Annotated in this window: 13 protein-coding genes and 2 pseudogenes; 7 read left to right on the forward strand and 8 right to left on the reverse strand. The window is 58.9% G+C overall.

What is annotated here, in order from left to right; translation table 11 throughout:
* Positions 1–32 precede the first annotated feature (32 nt).
* Complete coding sequence (locus DD597_RS17450; protein WP_129256451.1) at positions 33–1,601, forward strand: alpha/beta hydrolase-fold protein; 1,569 nt, start codon at positions 33–35, stop codon at positions 1,599–1,601.
* Here the strand turns inward: DD597_RS17450 and DD597_RS17455 are convergent.
* Positions 1,587–1,835 (reverse strand): DUF1158 domain-containing protein, encoded by a 249-nt coding sequence (locus DD597_RS17455; RefSeq protein WP_003858875.1) that lies wholly within the window; start codon positions 1,833–1,835, stop codon positions 1,587–1,589. The genes DD597_RS17450 and DD597_RS17455 overlap by 15 nt on opposite strands.
* Positions 1,836–2,323: 488 nt before the next feature.
* On the opposite strand from DD597_RS17455, the gene DD597_RS17460 reads away from it, so the two are divergent.
* The 3 genes from DD597_RS17460 to DD597_RS17470 all read left to right on the forward strand — a co-directional run bounded on the left by DD597_RS17460 (position 2,324) and on the right by DD597_RS17470 (position 9,370).
* Complete coding sequence (locus DD597_RS17460; protein WP_129256452.1) at positions 2,324–5,032, forward strand: cation-transporting P-type ATPase; 2,709 nt, start codon at positions 2,324–2,326, stop codon at positions 5,030–5,032.
* Between the two features lie 108 nt (positions 5,033–5,140).
* Positions 5,141–6,205: an efflux RND transporter periplasmic adaptor subunit gene (locus DD597_RS17465; RefSeq protein ID WP_129256453.1), complete on the forward strand. Its 1,065-nt coding sequence runs from the start codon at positions 5,141–5,143 to the stop codon at positions 6,203–6,205.
* Positions 6,206–6,214: 9 nt separating this feature from the next.
* Positions 6,215–9,370 carry an efflux RND transporter permease subunit gene (locus DD597_RS17470; protein WP_129256454.1) on the forward strand — a complete coding sequence of 1,052 codons (3,156 nt, stop codon included), beginning with the start codon at positions 6,215–6,217 and terminating at the stop codon, positions 9,368–9,370.
* Here the strand turns inward: DD597_RS17470 and DD597_RS17475 are convergent.
* On the reverse strand, positions 9,300–10,421 hold the full coding sequence (locus DD597_RS17475; protein ID WP_023324277.1) for a YbdK family carboxylate-amine ligase: 1,122 nt from the start codon (positions 10,419–10,421) through the stop codon (positions 9,300–9,302). The genes DD597_RS17470 and DD597_RS17475 overlap by 71 nt on opposite strands.
* Before the next feature lie 105 nt (positions 10,422–10,526).
* On the opposite strand from DD597_RS17475, the gene DD597_RS17480 reads away from it, so the two are divergent.
* On the forward strand, positions 10,527–11,417 hold the full coding sequence (locus DD597_RS17480; RefSeq protein WP_058658487.1) for an oxidoreductase: 891 nt from the start codon (positions 10,527–10,529) through the stop codon (positions 11,415–11,417).
* Between the two features lie 52 nt (positions 11,418–11,469).
* Here DD597_RS17480 and DD597_RS17485 read toward each other — a convergent pair whose 3' ends face one another.
* The 4 genes and pseudogenes from DD597_RS17485 to DD597_RS17500 form a co-directional block, all read right to left on the reverse strand.
* The gene (locus tag DD597_RS17485; RefSeq protein WP_045335862.1) at positions 11,470–11,904 is read right to left on the reverse strand and encodes a hypothetical protein; all 435 of its coding nucleotides are present in this window, start codon (positions 11,902–11,904) and stop codon (positions 11,470–11,472) included.
* A complete protein-coding gene (locus DD597_RS17490; RefSeq protein WP_006809708.1) occupies positions 11,901–12,257 on the reverse strand; it encodes a tlde1 domain-containing protein in 357 nt (118 codons plus the stop codon). The genes DD597_RS17485 and DD597_RS17490 overlap by 4 nt, the downstream gene beginning before the upstream one ends.
* Before the next feature lie 10 nt (positions 12,258–12,267).
* The gene (locus DD597_RS17495) at positions 12,268–12,759 is read right to left on the reverse strand and encodes an Hcp family type VI secretion system effector (protein ID WP_003858859.1); all 492 of its coding nucleotides are present in this window, start codon (positions 12,757–12,759) and stop codon (positions 12,268–12,270) included.
* 343 nt (positions 12,760–13,102) lie between these two features.
* Positions 13,103–13,326, reverse strand: a pseudogene (locus DD597_RS17500) (glutamate-cysteine ligase family protein); the annotation flags it as partial.
* Here DD597_RS17500 and DD597_RS17505 point away from each other — a divergent pair.
* Positions 13,322–13,474, forward strand: a pseudogene (locus DD597_RS17505) (ketopantoate reductase C-terminal domain-containing protein); the annotation flags it as partial. The pseudogenes DD597_RS17500 and DD597_RS17505 overlap by 5 nt on opposite strands.
* Positions 13,475–13,843: 369 nt before the next feature.
* Positions 13,844–14,512, forward strand: a complete 669-nt coding sequence (locus tag DD597_RS17510; protein WP_023296073.1) for an epoxyqueuosine reductase QueH — start codon at positions 13,844–13,846, stop codon at positions 14,510–14,512.
* Between the two features lie 223 nt (positions 14,513–14,735).
* Here the strand turns inward: DD597_RS17510 and DD597_RS17515 are convergent, their stop codons facing one another.
* Both DD597_RS17515 and DD597_RS17520 read right to left on the reverse strand, forming a co-directional pair.
* Positions 14,736–14,930: a hypothetical protein gene (locus tag DD597_RS17515; protein ID WP_023315576.1), complete on the reverse strand. Its 195-nt coding sequence runs from the start codon at positions 14,928–14,930 to the stop codon at positions 14,736–14,738.
* A gap of 290 nt (positions 14,931–15,220) precedes the next feature.
* Positions 15,221–16,102 (reverse strand): LysR family transcriptional regulator, encoded by an 882-nt coding sequence (locus tag DD597_RS17520; protein WP_045335859.1) that lies wholly within the window; start codon positions 16,100–16,102, stop codon positions 15,221–15,223.
* Positions 16,103–16,145 lie beyond the last annotated feature (43 nt).

Below are 16,145 nucleotides of genomic sequence, written 5' to 3' on the forward strand. Positions count from 1 at the left end.
TGTTAACAAATTTCGTTGGGGAACAAGCGGTAATGAAGAGGGTATGGAGTGGGTTGCTGTTGGGGATCGGCGCGCTGCCCGCCGTGGCGGCAACGTGCGAGCAGACGTCCCGGCAGGGCGATATTCAGGGAAAGTTTGATGCCAGCGGCGAAGTCTGCTTCTCCCTGCCTGAACTGGGTGAAAACTACGTTTCCGCCACGCTGAATGGCGTGACGGACGCGCGCCTGCTTGATGGGCAAAACCGCCGCATCCGCACGCTGATCGAAAATGGTCCTGCGGACGGGGAACACACGCTGCTGTTTGCCCTGCCGGTGAAACAGAACACCTCGCTGGTGCTACACGGAGAAGCCGGTAAGCCGTGGCGTTTTCAGTGGCGGATGAAAGAGACCTCTCCGTTACCACGCGTGCAGATGCTGGTGCCTGAAAGCCCGACGCTGAAGGCGCTGGCAAGCGTCATTTCTGCCGGTGGAAGTACCGAGGCGTTCTGGCAGGCGCAGCGTCGACGGGGAACGCCGATGGTGGAGCCGGTAGATGCGAGCCATAAGCGCGTGACCTTTCTGTGGCGCGGCGCGCGGGATAACGTCTTCATTCTCGGCTCGCCGGCGGGGGATCACGATCCGCTGTTCCGCCTGGGCAACAGCGATGTCTGGTTCCGCAGCTATGTAGTCCCCGCTGATACGGTAATGCAGTACAAGCTCGCGCCCGATGTGCCGATCGTCGAGGGTTCCACACGCGATCAACGCCGCGCCATCCTGGTAAGCGCGCAGGCCGATCCGCTCAACCCGAATACCTTCGGGGAGCAGAAGACCGATCGCTGGAATCGCTTTTCTCTGCTCGATCTCAGCCCGGCGCGCTACTGCTCCGTTCAGGCCACGGCAAAGCCGCTGGTGCACGGGACGTTGAGCCGTCAGAGTTTTTCCAGCCACATCCTTGGCAACGCCCGCGACGTGATGATCTACAAACCGCGCGGCGCACAGCCCGCACGCTGGACGTTAATTCTGTTCGACGGGCAGATTTATCAGGACGAATACCATTTTGCCAACGTGCTGGACGGTCTGATTGCCCGGCATCACCTGCCACCGATTAACGTGGTGTTTATCGACAGCCTCGATCACGCCCGTCGCGGCAACGAGCTGCCGCCGAACCCGGATTTTGCTGACTTTATGGCGCACGAGCTGCTGCCGTGGCTGCGGGGGAAGGGCATCGGCATGCAGCGGCAGAAAACCGTACTGGCAGGATCCAGCTACGGGGGAATTGCCTCTTCATGGGTGGCGCTGCGCTATCCGCGCCTGTTTGGCAACGTGCTGAGCCTTTCCGGTTCTTACTGGTGGGCGCCGGAAGGTGACGCCCCGGGCTGGCTGACGCGTCAGTACCAACAGTCTCCACCGTATCCGGTGCGCTTCTGGTTACAGGCCGGGAAGTTTGAAACCGCGGGGCCGGGCGGCGGCATCTATCGCACCACGCAGGATTTTGAACAGGTGCTGAGGAAAAAAGGCTACCGCGTCAGCTTCCACCCCTCATCCAGCGGCCACGACTACGCGGCCTGGTGTGAAGCGCTGATCCACGGGATGCGCGATCTCACTGGCTTACGACGCCAGTGAAAACCAGCGGCGCCAGATGAAACGCAGGATAAAGAATTCGATGGCGCCGAGCACCAAAAACCACAGACAGAACAGAATGGTGTACAGCTGATTCAGATCGACCATATGAAAGGTCTGAACCAGCTTCTGCGCCAGCACCAGACCCAGCGACGGCGCAGGTAACAGCAGGCAGGAGAGCAGGGCCATCAGCAAAATGCCCCCTGCGGTGAGCAGCGATTCTAACGGGTGTTTCATCGTAATGTTAATCGTCAGTTAAAAATGTCATTGTCCGGCATCCTGAAACGTAAAGCAATATCATCCCCGCTGGCAAAATTGGGTGAAAGGCCACCGTTATTCTGCGAATTAATAACAGAAAACAGATAATATTTTCGGGGCGATTAAATTAATATCGCGTTATGTAAATAAACGTCTTTCTCATGAAAATAATTTTACAAAGCTATAGGTGCTATATCCAATTAACGTCGCAATAACAATGGCTGCGACAATGTATAACGCCAGGCGCCGTGCGCGATAAATACCAAACATGCTTCCTCCTCGTTTAGTGTTGGTTTAGAAATATTTTGTAAAAATCAACGCGTCGAAATAATTTTAATCAGTTTTGAATAACCGGGTAGTCAATATATTGCGGTAGATCAATTTAACCCGCAAGACTTAAAAATGAATTATTTAAAGCCAGAAAGGAATTCCGGCTTCCGTCCACCGGATATTGAAGGAAAAATACCATGACCAAAAAAAATTTCTCGCAGAATATGCCACCCGCAGGCGGGCAGGCGTACCAGCAGACCGTAGAGCAGGTGCTTGCTCAGGCGCAGAGCCAGGCTAATGGCCTGGACCGCGCCGAGGCGCAGGCACGTTTGCAGAAACATGGCCCGAACGCGCTGCCGGAGAAAAAAGGCAAGCCGGGCTGGCTGCGTTTTCTCGCGCATTTTAACGATGTCCTGATTTACGTCCTGCTGGCAGCCGCCGTATTAACGGCAGTAATGGGACACTGGGTTGATACGCTGGTTATTCTGGGCGTGGCGGTAATCAATGCCTTAATTGGCCACATTCAGGAAAGTAACGCGGAAAAATCCCTGAAGAGTATTCGCAATATGCTCTCCAGCGAGGCGCGCGTTATTCGTAACGGCAACCATGAAACTATCCCGACGACGGAAATCGTCCCGGGCGATATTATTGTGTTGCGCGCAGGAGATCGTATTCCGGCGGATATGCGCTTAATCGAAGCGCATAATTTACGCGTGGAAGAGGCTATTCTGACCGGTGAATCCACCGTGGTGGATAAACACACGAACCCGCTGAGCGGCGAATTACCGCTGGGCGACCGCACGAACCTGGTCTTTTCCGGTACGACGGTCAGCGCGGGCGGCGGCGTGGGCGTGGTCATTGCCACGGGCCAGGAGACCGAACTCGGCCACATCAACCAGATGATGGCGGGCATTGAAAAACACCGCACCCCGCTGCTGGTGCAGATGGACAAGCTGGGCAAAGCGATCTTCGCCATCATTCTGGCGATGATGGCCGCGCTGTTTGTCTTCAGCCTGGTGTTCCGCGAGATCCCGATGGGCGAGCTGCTGCTCTCCCTGATTAGCCTGGCGGTCGCCTCCGTACCGGAAGGTCTGCCGGCAATTATCTCCATCATCCTCTCTCTGGGCGTGCAGGCGATGGCGCGCAAGCGGGCGATTATCCGCAAGCTGCCGACGGTTGAAACCCTGGGCGCGATGACCGTGGTCTGCTCGGATAAAACCGGCACCCTGACCATGAACGAGATGACGGTGAAAGCCATCATCACCGCCGACACCTGCTACCGCGTGGACGGCAACAGCTACGAGCCGGTGGGCAACATCTATCTCGAAGGCAGCGATGAGCCGGTGCAGATCCAGCCGGGCACCGTGCTGGAGCAGTACCTGCGCACCATCGACCTGTGTAACGACAGCCAGCTGATTCAGGACGAGCGCGGCCTGTGGGGCATCACCGGCGGCCCGACCGAGGGCGCGCTGAAGGTGCTGGCGGCCAAGGCCAACCTTGAGCCGGTCGTGACCACGCTGGTTAACAAGATCCCGTTCGACTCGCAGTACAAGTACATGAGCACCCACTACCAGATTGGCGGTGAGGAGCAGATCCTGATCACCGGCGCGCCGGACGTCATTTTCGCCCTCTGCGCGCAGCAGCAGACCCGTCACGGTGCAGAAGCCTTCAACCGCACGTACTGGGAAAGTGAGATGGAGCGCTATGCGCGTCAGGGGCTGCGCATGGTCGCCGCGGCGTTCAAGCCAGCGAACGGCGAGCAGGCATTAACTCACGACGACCTGAGTCACGGCCTGATTTTCCTCGGCATTGCCGGGATGATGGATCCGCCGCGTCCGGAAGCGATTGAGGCGATTAACGCCTGCCAGCAGGCGGGGATCCGCGTGAAGATGATCACCGGGGATCACCCGCAGACGGCGATGAGCATCGGCCAGATGCTGGGGATCACCAACAGCGAGCAGGCGGTTACCGGCTATCAGCTGGAGAAAATGGACGACGCCGAGCTGGCGGAAGCGGCGGTAAAATATGACATCTTCGCCCGTACCAGCCCGGAGCATAAGCTGCGCCTGGTGAAAGCGTTGCAGGATAAAGGCGAAATCGTCGGTATGACCGGTGACGGCGTGAACGACGCGCCGGCGCTGCGCCAGGCGGACGTGGGTATCGCGATGGGCATCAAAGGCACGGAAGTCACCAAAGAGGCGGCGGACATGGTCCTGACGGACGATAACTTCGCCACCATCGCCAGCGCGGTGAAAGAGGGGCGTCGCGTTTACGACAACCTGAAGAAGACCATTCTGTTCATCATGCCGACCAACCTGGCGCAGGGGCTACTGATTGTGATTGCGCTGCTGGCGGGGAACATCATTCCGCTGACGCCGGTGCTGATTCTGTGGATGAACATGGCGACCTCCGCCACGCTCTCCTTCGGCCTGGCCTTTGAGGCCGCCGAGCGCAACATCATGCGCCGCCCGCCGCGCCAGACCGGGCAGCACGTGATGGATGCCTACGCCGTCTGGCGCGTGGCCTTCGTCGGCACCATGATTGCCATCGCCGCCTTTGCGCTTGAAGCCTGGCTGGCCCCGCGCGGGCACAGCGCGGAGTTCATCCGCACCGTGCTGCTCCAGATGCTGGTCTGCGCCCAGTGGGTGTACATGATTAACTGCCGCAATACCGAAGGGTTCTCCCTGAACCGCGGCCTGCTGGCGAACAAAGGGATCTGGCTGGTAACGGGCGTGCTGTTCCTGCTCCAGGCGGCGATCATCTACCTGCCGTTTATGCAGATGCTGTTCGGCACCGAAGCGCTGCCGCTGCGCTACTGGTTCGTGACGCTGGCGGTGGCGGGGGTGATGTTCTTCGTCGTCGAAATCGAGAAGCGACTGACCCGCAGGTTCCGTAAGGCTGCATAACTTTTTGCCCTCACCCTAACCCTCTCCCACAAGGAGAGGGAACCCTGACCTCCCTCTCCCTGTGGGAGAGGGCCGGGGTGAGGGAAAACAACGCCGAGGTACTTCTTAATGAAACTCCCACTCCTGTTCGCGCTCCTCGCCTGCACCCTGCAACCCGCGTTCGCCGCAGTCATTCCCGTGCGTGTTGCCACCGTGGAGCAAACCGCCCACGCCGCCGAGCGCCAAATTCCGGGCCGCATTGAAGCTATCCACACCGTTGAACTGCGTGCACGTACGGAAGGCGTCATCACCAGAATCCACTTCCGCGATGGCCAGTATGTGAAAAAAGGCGACGTGCTGTTCGAGCTGGACGACGCCGAGCCGCGCGCCGCCCTGCGTCTGGCGCAGGCCGAAGTGAGAAGCGCCGAAGCCACGCTGCGTCAGGCGCAGCAGCAGCTGTCCCGCTTCGAAAGCCTGGGCAGCAGTAACGCCATCAGCCGCCACGACGTGGACAACGCCCGCATGCAGCGCGACGTCGCCAGCGCCGCACTGGAGCAGGCGAAAGCCCGTCTCGACACCCGCAGCGTCACTCTCGACTACACGCGCATTATTTCACCGATTGACGGGCGCGTGGGGCACAGCAACTTTCACGTCGGCAGCCTAGTGAATCCTGCCAGCGGTGTGCTGGTGGAGGTGGTGCAGCTCGATCCGATCCGCATCGCCTTTGCGCTGGAAGAGGGCGCGTTTGCCACCAAAGCCGGACAGCATGCGGATATCAGCGCCATGAAGCAGGCCTGGCAGGCGCTGATTGACAGCAACGGCCAGCGCATCAGCGGGGAACTCACCTCCGTGGACAACCGCATCGACCCGCGTACCGCCAGCGTGATGCTGCGTGCCGAGTTCGCCAACCCGCGCCATCAGCTGCTGCCCGGCGGCAATGTGAACGTTTACCTGCGTCCGGCAAGCGAGCTACCGGTGCTGACTCTGCCCGCCGCTGCCGTACAGCAGAATGGCGACGGGTTCTTCGCCTGGGTGATTAACGCCGAGGATAAAGCCGAAATGCGTCCGCTGAAGGTCGCCGGGCAGATCGGCCAGCAGTTCCAGATTGCCTCCGGCGTGAAGCCCGGTGAGCGAGCGATTACTGACGGTGCGCAGCGCGTGCAGCCAGGCGCAGCCGTCCAGATATTGAATTAAGGAGCCATCATGCTGACGTTTTTCATCAAACGCCCGCGCTTTGCGATGGTGATTGCGCTGGTCATCACCCTGCTGGGGGCCATCGCGCTGAGGATTATTCCGGTGGAGCAGTACCCGCAGATCACCCCGCCGGTCGTGAATGTGTCAGCGTCATGGCCGGGCGCCAGCTCGGCTGACGTGGCGGAGGCCATCGCCACGCCGCTGGAAACGCAGCTGAACGGCGTGGATCACATGCTCTATATGGAGTCCACCAGTTCGGATGAGGGCTCTTACAGCCTGAACATCACCTTTGCGGCGGGCACCGATCCGGATCTCGCCGCCATCGACGTGCAGAACCGCGTGGCGCAGGCCGTGGCGCAGCTGCCGACCGAGGCGCAGCAAAACGGCGTGCAGGTGCGCAAGCGGGCCACCAACCTGATGATGGGGGTAAGCCTTTACTCACCGAACAACACCCACACGCCGCTGTTCGTCAGCAACTACGCCAGCACCCAGGTGCGCGAGGCGCTGTCGCGTCTGCCGGGCGTCGGGCAGGTACAGATGTTTGGCGCACGGGACTACAGCATGCGCATCTGGCTGAGGCCGGACCGCATGAACGCCCTGAACGTGACCAGCGATGACGTGGCGCAGGCGCTGCGCGAGCAGAACGTGCAGGGGGCGGCGGGCCAGGTCGGCACGCCGCCGGTGTTTAACGGCCAGCAGCAGACGCTGACCATTAACGGGCTGGGGCGCTTAAACCAGGCCGACGACTTTGCCAATATCATTATCCGCGCCGGGGAGATGGGGCAGCTGGTGCGCCTGAAGGACGTCGCCACCATCGAGCTTGGCTCGCGCAGCTACAGCTCTGGCGCGCAGCTGAACGGGCATGACTCCGCCTATTTGGGTATCTACCCGACGCCGTCCGCCAACGCCCTGCGCGTGGCCGATGCGGTGCGCGCGGAGCTGGAACGGTTATCCACGCGCTTCCCGGACGATCTGGTCTATGAAGTCAAATTCGACACCACCTCGTTTGTGGCCGCCACCATCAAAGAGATTGGCGTCTCGCTGGCGCTGACGATGCTGGCGGTGGTGGTCGTGGTGTCCCTGTTCCTGCAAAGCTGGCGCGCGACGCTGATTGTCGCCCTTGCCATTCCGGTGTCGCTGGTGGGCACCTTCGCGGTGCTCTATACGCTCGGCTACTCCGCCAATACGCTGAGCCTGTTCGCCATCATTCTGGCGCTGACCATGGTGGTGGATGACGCCATCGTGGTGGTGGAGAGCGTCGAAACCCTGATGGCGGAAGGGCAGAGCCGCACGGCGGCGACCGCGCTGGCGCTGCGCCAGATTGCCGGGCCAGTGATTGCCACCACGCTGGTGCTGCTGGCGGTGTTTGTACCGGTGGCGCTCCTGCCAGGGATCGTGGGCGAGCTGTACCGCCAGTTCGCGGTGACGCTCTCGACCGCCGTCACGCTCTCAAGCCTGGTGGCGCTGACCCTGACGCCCGCGCTCTGCGCGATGCTGCTGCGTCCGCGTCCGGCACAGCCCGCCGCCGTTTTCCGTGGGTTCAACTGCGGGCTGGACGCCACGCGCACGCTTTACACCCGGATCGTGAGCGTGTTCAACCTCCGTCCGTGGCTGGCGCTGCTGGCCACCGCAGGCGCGGCGGCGGTGGTGGTATTCAGCTTTATGTCGATGCCAAAGGGCTTCCTGCCCCAGGAGGATCAGGGCTACTTCTTCGCCAGCGTCCAACTGCCGGAGGCAGCCTCGCTGGAGCGCACCGAAGCGGTGATGACCACCGCGCGCGAGCTGATCGTTAAAAACCCGGCGGTAGAAGACGTGATTCAGGTCTCCGGGTTTAACATCCTCAACGGCACCAGCGCATCGAACGGCGGGTTTATCTCCATCATGCTCAAAGACTGGAGCGAGCGTCCGCCGCTGGATGAGGTGATGGGCACCCTTCAGCGACAGCTGCTGGCCCTGCCGGAAGCCACCATCATGACCTTTGCGCCGCCGACGCTGCCGGGGCTGGGCAACGCCTCCGGCTTCGACCTGCGCATTCAGGCGCAGGCGGGGCAAAGCCCGGCGGAGCTGGAGCGCGTGACGCGTGAGGTGCTGGCGAAAGCCAACCAGCACCCGCAGCTGAGCCGCGTGTTCACCACCTGGAGCAGCAACGTGCCGCAGATGACGCTCACCGTTGACCGCGAGCGCGCGGCCCGCCTCGACGTGCCGGTGTCACGCATCTTCAGCAGCCTGCAAACCGCTTTTGGCGGCACGCGCGCCGGGGATTTCAGCGTCAACAACCGCGTCTACCACGTGGTGATGCAGAACGAGATGCAGTGGCGCGAGCGCGCGGAGCAAATCAGCGAGCTGTTCGTGCGCAGCAACAGCGGCGAGCGGGTGCGTCTGAGCAACCTCGTCACCATCACGCCGACCGTCGGCGCGCCATTTATTCAGCAGTACAACCAGTTCCCGTCGGTATCGGTGAGCGGCTCGGCAGCGGAAGGGGTGAGCAGCAGCACCGCAATGGCGGCGATGGGCGAGATTCTGGCGGAAAACCTGCCAGCCGGGTACGACTACGCCTGGAGCGGCATGTCGTATCAGGAGCAGCAGACCGGCAATCAGGCGATATGGATTGTGCTGGCGGCGGTGGTGATGGCGTGGCTGTTCCTCGTCGCCCAGTATGAGAGCTGGACGCTGCCGGCGAGCGTGATGCTCTCGGTGCTGTTCGCCATCGGCGGGGCGCTGGTCTGGCTGTGGCTGGCGGGCTACGCCAACGACGTGTACGTGCAGATTGGTCTGGTGCTACTGATAGCCCTCGCCGCCAAGAACGCAATTCTTATCGTGGAGTTTGCCCGCGCCCGGCGCATGGACGGAATGGCGATTGTCGATGCCGCACGGGAGGGAGCATCGCGCCGCTTCCGCGCGGTAATGATGACCGCCGTGTCGTTCATTATCGGCGTCCTGCCGATGATGCTGGCGACCGGGGCGGGTGCCCAGAGCCGCCGCATCATCGGCACTACGGTCTTCAGCGGCATGCTGGTGGCGACCGTAGTGGGGATAGTGTTCATCCCGGCGCTGTTCGTGCTGTTCCAGCGCCTGCGCGAGTGGGGCCACGGCCTTACGGACTCGTCGCCCACAGCTCACAGTGCTTCTGCACCAGAGAAATCAGCGAGCCGCCATCGGCGATAAAGTCCCGCATGCGCTGCGCCTCGCTCTTGCCCTGCTTTAACAGCAGGGCAATTTCCTTGATTGCGCTTGTCGCGCCGAGCTTCTCGGCGGACGGCGCAACCTGCTCCAGCAGCCAGGCGATATCTTCCGCCACGGTTTTGTGCTCGCCGGTATGCACGTCTGTCAGAATGCCTTCCAGCCCGTAGCGACAGGCCTGAAAACGGTTAAAGCGATACAGCAGAAAATCCCGTTCCTGATGCTTATACGGCCGCGTGGTCAGCAGCCAGTGCGACGTCGCCTGAATAAGCCCGGCGATGTTAATCGCGTGGCCGAGCGTCAGCGGGGTATCCATCACCCGTACCTCAACGGTGCCAAAATGCGGGCTGGGGCGGATGTCCCAGTGCAGATCCTTAATGCTGTCGATCATGCTGGTGGAGCTCAGGCGGCGGAACAGCCCCTCGAACTCCTGCCAGCTGTTGACCCACGGCATCTGTCCGTTATCCGGGAAGCCCGAGAAGATGTTGAGACGCGATGAGGCGAACTTCGTGTCCGTGCCCTGCATATACGGTGATGCGGCGGCCAGGGCGATAAAGTGCGGCACAAAGCGCGACAGGCCGTGCAGTAGATAAATTGCGTCGTCCCCGGTCCGACAGCCGACGTGTACGTGCTGGCCGAACACCGTCGCCTGCAAAATCAGATAGCCAAAGCGCTCCAGCGTGACGTTATAGCGCTCGTCGTCACACACCTCCTGACGCTGCCACTTCTGGAATGGGTGCGTTCCGCCGCCGCAGATCTGGATGTGATGCTCCGCCGCCGCGCGCAGGATGCTCTGCTGCATCACCGAGAACTGCGCCGCCGCCTGGTCGATGGTCTGGCACACGCCGGTGGCGATTTCGAGCATGCTTTCGGTGATGTCGTGTTTGACTTCGCCCCCTTTGATGTCGTCTTTGACGGCGGCGATGAGGGCAGAGGAGTCCTGGCTCAGATCGTAACCCGGCGGGTTAACCACCTGGAGTTCGAGCTCAATGCCGAGGGTATAAGGTTCAGAGGATTTGAAGTCGGGTAAGGGCATGGCGCACTCCGTTGTCTGTTATGAGTTGAGTATAGACAATGGGCGTGGCGCGCTCTTTTCAGGGTGGTATAACTGATTGCAGGCTTAGCAAAAGGGGAGTGACCCATGTCTGACTATCCAACCATTGCGCTGACAGGACCCGGTGCGATTGGGACCACCATCGCCGCGGTGCTGCATGAAGCGGGCCGCACGCCGCTGCTGTGTGGTCGCACCGCGCATCCGGAACTGCGCCTGCGTCATGATGAGGGTGAAATTGTGGTGCCCGGTCCGGTACTCACCGATCCCAGCGTCATTACGCGCCCCGTTGACCTCGTTTTTTTGGCGGTCAAAACGACACAAAATGCCGACAGCGCCGGGTGGCTGCGTGCCCTGTGCGATGAAAACACCGTGGTCTGCGCGCTGCAAAACGGCGTGGAGCAGAAAGCCCAGCTTGCGCCTTTGGTTAATGGCGCAACGGTGCTGCCCTCGGTGGTCTGGTTCCCTGCCCAGCGCGAGCCGGATGCCTCCGTCTGGCTGCGCGCCAAACCGCGCCTTACGCTGCCGGACGTGCCGCAGGCGCAGCGGGTGGTGGAGGCGCTTCGCGGCACGCGCTGTGACGTTGAGCTCTCGACAGATTTCACTACCGTCGCCTGGCGCAAGCTGCTGCAAAACGCGGTCGCCGGGCTGATGGTGCTGGCCAATCGCCGTGCCGGGATGTTCAGGCGCGAGGATATCAGCGAGCTGGCGCTGGCCTACCTGCGCGAGGGGCTTACCGTCTCCCGCGCCGAAGGGGCGAAGCTGGACGATGCGGTGGCGGAGGAGATCCTGGCGAACTTCCAACGCGCGCCCGTGGATTTAGGTACGTCGATTCTCGCTGACCGCCAGGCGGATCGCCCGATGGAGTGGGACATCCGCAACGGCGTGATCCAGCGCTATGGCCGCAGGCACGGGATTGCGGTGCCCGTCAGCGACGTGGTGGTGCCGCTGCTGGCGGCGGGGAGTGAGGGGCCGGGGTGAGCCAGGGTCTGGCGAGAAGGAAGACCCGGCCGTTGTGCGCCGGGTAACTCTCTTACTTACCCTGACGGGTTTTCTCAGCGTTTAGCTCTTCCATTGTTGCTTCCAGGATCCAGAGGCACTGAGCACCCTCAACCGTATCCAGCAGCGCCCGGCGGGTGCGCTGATAGAACGCGTCGACTTCGGCGGGGGATTTCTCTAGAGGCGGCGTGCAGACGATATCGCTGCCAACCATGTGCGGCCACTTTCCCGCGTCAATGGTCTGGAGCGCTTTCAGTGTGGCGCTGGTGTTTGTTGTGAGCGCTGCGGCCAAAGCATCCTCCAGCAGTTGCGCCTGCCTGGCGTCAGCCGTGGCAGCCAGCGTTGGGGCTTGCTCAATCCAGTGTGTGTCACCTGAGGCGATTCCATGAAGTGCTGATGGCCAGTCAGTGCTGGCTGCAATGGCTGGGACAGTGAGCGCACAAAGCACCAGGACGATTGGATATTTCATCGCACTACCTCAAGCTCACCGCCGTCACGAAGGATTTTACGTCGCGTTGACAGTGAGAGAATAATGCACCCCTCCGAAGCAAATCCGGCTGGACCGTACTTATGGTCACCATGAATGCGGAACTCTGAACGACCAAAACTCTCTCCCGAAGTTTGCTCAAGGATAATGGTAATGGGTCCTTTAGAATTCGAATGTCCCGCAATTTTATATGTTCCGCGCGGCAATGGACCCAGACCCTTCACATGCTGACGGTCCGGATTATTTTTATTGGTAAGGGCACCGGAATATCCTGTCTCAATTAATTTGCCGTCTTTATACATCTTGCCAGTTGATTGCTCATACTTCCATCCCATAACGTTCTCCTTATGCCGTCTTACGGTCATTCCAGCTATCTGAATGCATGATGTTACCGTCCACGTAGCGCCAGGTAATTTTTTCATAGAGCAGCTCTACCAGCTCAAGATGGTTATGCTTCTCATAGTCAGGATCTTTGATATCAAGCATCATTGGACAGACGCTGGCGATCTTCACGCCTTCCAGAAGGGTGGAAAAATATTCCACTTCCTGACCAGCATCGTTGATACGGTAAAACTTTATCTCTGCGGATTTTAGCTTCTGGCCCGTGCTAACAGCCTTGTACAAATAGGGGCTGGAAGCGTCGATCTCTTTATCGAAAGAATAGGGGGAATGGATGCGAAGACTTGTCGCCTTGCCGTTATGCTTGTCCGTGGGCTGCATTATGCCGTGATTTAAGGCGATAATCTCGATGCTACCTTCACGTCCATATATATCGACAGAGCCTTTTATATCAGCGCCGCCGTCATCTTTAAGCCATAAATAAGCGGGAATAGCCATTTGTTTAAAACTCCATTTAAGGAAATCCTGAAAAGACCTTATGGTTTAGCGAGTTACGTAACTAGTGCAACGCTAGCGCGTACAAAATTGGCCGTCAATTTTGTACAGGGTGGATATAAAACGATCTGCGGTTTCGTTGATGCAAATTAAGAAAGTATGGGGGCTTATGGTTTGGATCTGGATAAATTGTTAATGATTAATACGGTGGTTTTGCTTAAATAATAATTAAGTGAATATTAATTGAAGATGTAATAAATACTTGAATGTTTATTGGGTATTCTGTCTATTTGACTCTTTATTAATTGTTTAAAAACGCATAACGGCTCGTCTGAATATCCACCTATCCGTAGCGACACACCTGAAAACGGTAAAGAGGTACCGCAGAAAATCCCGTTCCTGATGCTTATAAGGCCGCGTGGTCAGCAGCCAGTGTGACGTGGCCTGGATCAGCCAGGCGATATTAATCGCGTTGTTGAGCGTCAGCGGCTTATCCGTCGACCGCACCTGCATGGTGCTAATGTGCGGGCTGGGGCGAATGTCCCAGTGCAGATCTTTAATGCTGTCGATCCTGTCCGACCGTCAGGCGGATCGCCTGATGGAGTGGGACATACGCAACGGCGTGATCCAGCGCTATGGCCGCAGGCACGGGATTGCGGTGCCCGTCAGCGATGTGGTGGTGCCGCTGCTGGCGGCGGGGAGCGAGGGGCCGGGGTGAGAGAGATAGTGGTATTAACGTCTGGGGAATTGGTCTGGGTGAAAACCTCGCATCAGTTCCCTACAAACGCACTCACCGGCAAACCAAAACGCTTCGCCAGCGCGCATATGATCCAGCGTTAACGTGCCTGATCTATCTTGGTCTGAAATATTTGTTTAAGTTGCGTAGCGTATTCAGGAATTGCTTGCTGAGAAGAAGTGCAGCGGAGATAGTTTTGCTAACCAGGTTATATAGAAACGTGTGAAAGATGCGTCCGCTATGTGTCAATAACAGGCATTGCGGGATATGTATGAGACTGGCCGCCATTCCCGATAGCACAGCTCTGATGCTACACTGTTTTCAGTCCTCATTACCTCATCAAATAAATTTATGACTACCGCTGATTTCAAACGCCCTAAACTAGAACTCCCAAACGGGGCTGATAAACTGCTGCTGCACTCCTGTTGCGCTCCGTGTTCTGGTGAGGTAATGGAGGCGATCCAGGCCTCAGGGATCGACTACACCATCTTCTTCTACAATCCGAACATTCATCCGCAGAAAGAGTATCTGATTCGTAAGGATGAGAATATTCGCTTTGCCGAACAGCACGGCGTACCGTTTATCGATGCGGATTACGATACAGATAACTGGTTTGAGCGCGCCAAAGGCATGGAATGGGAACCCGAGCGCGGCATTCGCTGCACCATGTGTTTTGACATGCGCTTTGAGCGGACTGCGCTTTACGCCGCTGAAAATGGCTTCAACGTGATTAGCAGCTCACTGGGCATCTCTCGCTGGAAAAATATGCAGCAAATCAACGACTGCGGTCAGCGAGCCGCCGCCCACTATCCGGGTATGGTCTATTGGGACTATAACTGGCGGAAACAGGGCGGTTCGTCGCGCATGATTGAAATCAGCAAGCGCGAGCAGTTCTACCAGCAGGAATACTGCGGCTGCGTTTATTCACTGCGTGACAGCAACCTGCACCGCAAATCCCAGGGCCGTCCTCTCATTCAGATCGGTAAGCTTTACTACGGTAAAGAAGACGACCAGGCCTGATTTTATGTCACGCCCTCTGTGGCGTGACCGCCTTCCTGTGCATTCCTCTAACAATTGCATGCCCCACCCGGCACGAACAGTAATTTTTAGTCATGAGATGGCTGAAAGTCGATCTGGCATCGAAGCCTGCTAAACGCTCTTAACCGTCATTCATCAAACAACGTTGTCCTTTGTGTAAGGCCGACTCAGTGAGCCGTTATATAAGGCTCCTTCACAAACTCCGCTAACAACCCAGCAGTTGCTTACAGAGCGTAGAAAATGTCACCGCATCGTCCATTTCCACCAGTACGCTCACGTACGCCGCACAGGTGCCAGCCAGTTCAAAGAGATCCGCAGAATCGGGAAGTTGCAGGTGAAGAAGGTGATGAACAGCGCTTTCTTCAGCGTGTACGTATGAAAATCCAGGGGTAGTCGCCATTTAGCATCCTCGTTGTCCAAAAAAAATGTCATGTCATGCTAACGGGTTCCTACGCCCGGTTACGGATGTGCCGCAACGCAGGCACTTTACGACCGCGGAGAAGGGATGAAAAGGGATGCCCCTGAATTACATAAGGTTGCTTAAAAGTTTGCGAGGCGGCTTCCAAAGGGCATTGCCGGGTGGCGGCTGCGCCTTACCCGGCCTACAAAACCGCCAACAAGCCAACCAACCCGCGACACGAACCGTAGGCCCGCGCAAGCGCAGCGCCGCCGGGCACAGCCACACCGTAGCTACCCCTCGCTCATCATCGCCAGAAACCGCTTCACCGTCCGCGAACGCTCAAATCGCCGCCAGCAGAGTGCGATATCGGTATAAAGCTCTGGCGAGCGCAGCGCATGGTAGGTGACATTCGGCGGAGAAATAGCGGCCATGGATTTCGGCACCAGCGCGAACCCGCCGCCCGCGGAGACCATGCTCAGGGAAGAGGAAAGTTGTGAAGATTGCAGCGTGTGTTGCATATGGATCCCGGCCCGCTCGCAGCTGCCGTAAACGCGGTCATACAGCCCCGGCGCGACCTCCTGGGGAAACAGCACCACCGGCGTATCCCGCAGCTCCTCCAGCGCCAGATCGCCACACGCCGCCAGGGGATGATCGCGATGCAGCGCCACCATCATCGGCTCCCGGTCGAGGATTTTTAGCTCGAACACCTTACTGCTCTCGCACGGCAGGCGCACAAAGGCGATATCCAGCTCACCCTCCGCCAGCATCGTCGTCAGCGACGACATATTGGCTTCCACCTGGTGAACCTGCACCGCCATGTTCTGTACCTGAAACTGGCGAATCAGGGCGAAGATTTTGGGATGAAAAGCATCTGAACTGGTGATGCCAATCGACAGGCTGCCGTTCAGCCCGCGCGCGATGCCCCGGGCTTTCTCCAGCGCGGCGTCGCTCAGCGCCAGGATCTTACAGGCGTCCTCATAGAAGGCTTCTCCCGCCTCGGTCAGCTCCACGCCCCGCGTCAGGCGCCTGAACAGCGGCGTGCCCACTTCCTCTTCGAGCCGTTTGATCTGCTGACTCAGAGGAGGCTGTGAAATACCCAGCGCTTTGGCCGCCCTGGTGAAGTGTCGCTCGCGTGCTACCGCGACAAAATAGCGCAGATAACGAAGTTCCATATCAAAAACGTCTCAAACCAGCATGGATTCTATATTGGAACTC

It is taken from the genome of Enterobacter cloacae complex sp. 677-3DZ2D5B (genome assembly GCF_004136695.1).
Taxonomy (GTDB): Bacteria; Pseudomonadota; Gammaproteobacteria; order Enterobacterales; family Enterobacteriaceae; genus Enterobacter; species Enterobacter hormaechei_C.

Coding starts and splice junctions, on each gene's coding strand:
- DD597_RS17450 (WP_129256451.1), top strand. CDS start 33: ATGAAGAGGGTATGGAGTGGGTTGCTGTTGGGGATCGGCGCGCTGCCC.
- DD597_RS17455 (WP_003858875.1), bottom strand. CDS start 1,835: ATGAAACACCCGTTAGAATCGCTGCTCACCGCAGGGGGCATTTTGCTG.
- DD597_RS17460 (WP_129256452.1), top strand. CDS start 2,324: ATGACCAAAAAAAATTTCTCGCAGAATATGCCACCCGCAGGCGGGCAG.
- DD597_RS17465 (WP_129256453.1), top strand. CDS start 5,141: ATGAAACTCCCACTCCTGTTCGCGCTCCTCGCCTGCACCCTGCAACCC.
- DD597_RS17470 (WP_129256454.1), top strand. CDS start 6,215: ATGCTGACGTTTTTCATCAAACGCCCGCGCTTTGCGATGGTGATTGCG.
- DD597_RS17475 (WP_023324277.1), bottom strand. CDS start 10,421: ATGCCCTTACCCGACTTCAAATCCTCTGAACCTTATACCCTCGGCATT.
- DD597_RS17480 (WP_058658487.1), top strand. CDS start 10,527: ATGTCTGACTATCCAACCATTGCGCTGACAGGACCCGGTGCGATTGGG.
- DD597_RS17485 (WP_045335862.1), bottom strand. CDS start 11,904: ATGAAATATCCAATCGTCCTGGTGCTTTGTGCGCTCACTGTCCCAGCC.
- DD597_RS17490 (WP_006809708.1), bottom strand. CDS start 12,257: ATGGGATGGAAGTATGAGCAATCAACTGGCAAGATGTATAAAGACGGC.
- DD597_RS17495 (WP_003858859.1), bottom strand. CDS start 12,759: ATGGCTATTCCCGCTTATTTATGGCTTAAAGATGACGGCGGCGCTGAT.
- DD597_RS17510 (WP_023296073.1), top strand. CDS start 13,844: ATGACTACCGCTGATTTCAAACGCCCTAAACTAGAACTCCCAAACGGG.
- DD597_RS17515 (WP_023315576.1), bottom strand. CDS start 14,930: ATGGCGACTACCCCTGGATTTTCATACGTACACGCTGAAGAAAGCGCT.
- DD597_RS17520 (WP_045335859.1), bottom strand. CDS start 16,102: ATGGAACTTCGTTATCTGCGCTATTTTGTCGCGGTAGCACGCGAGCGA.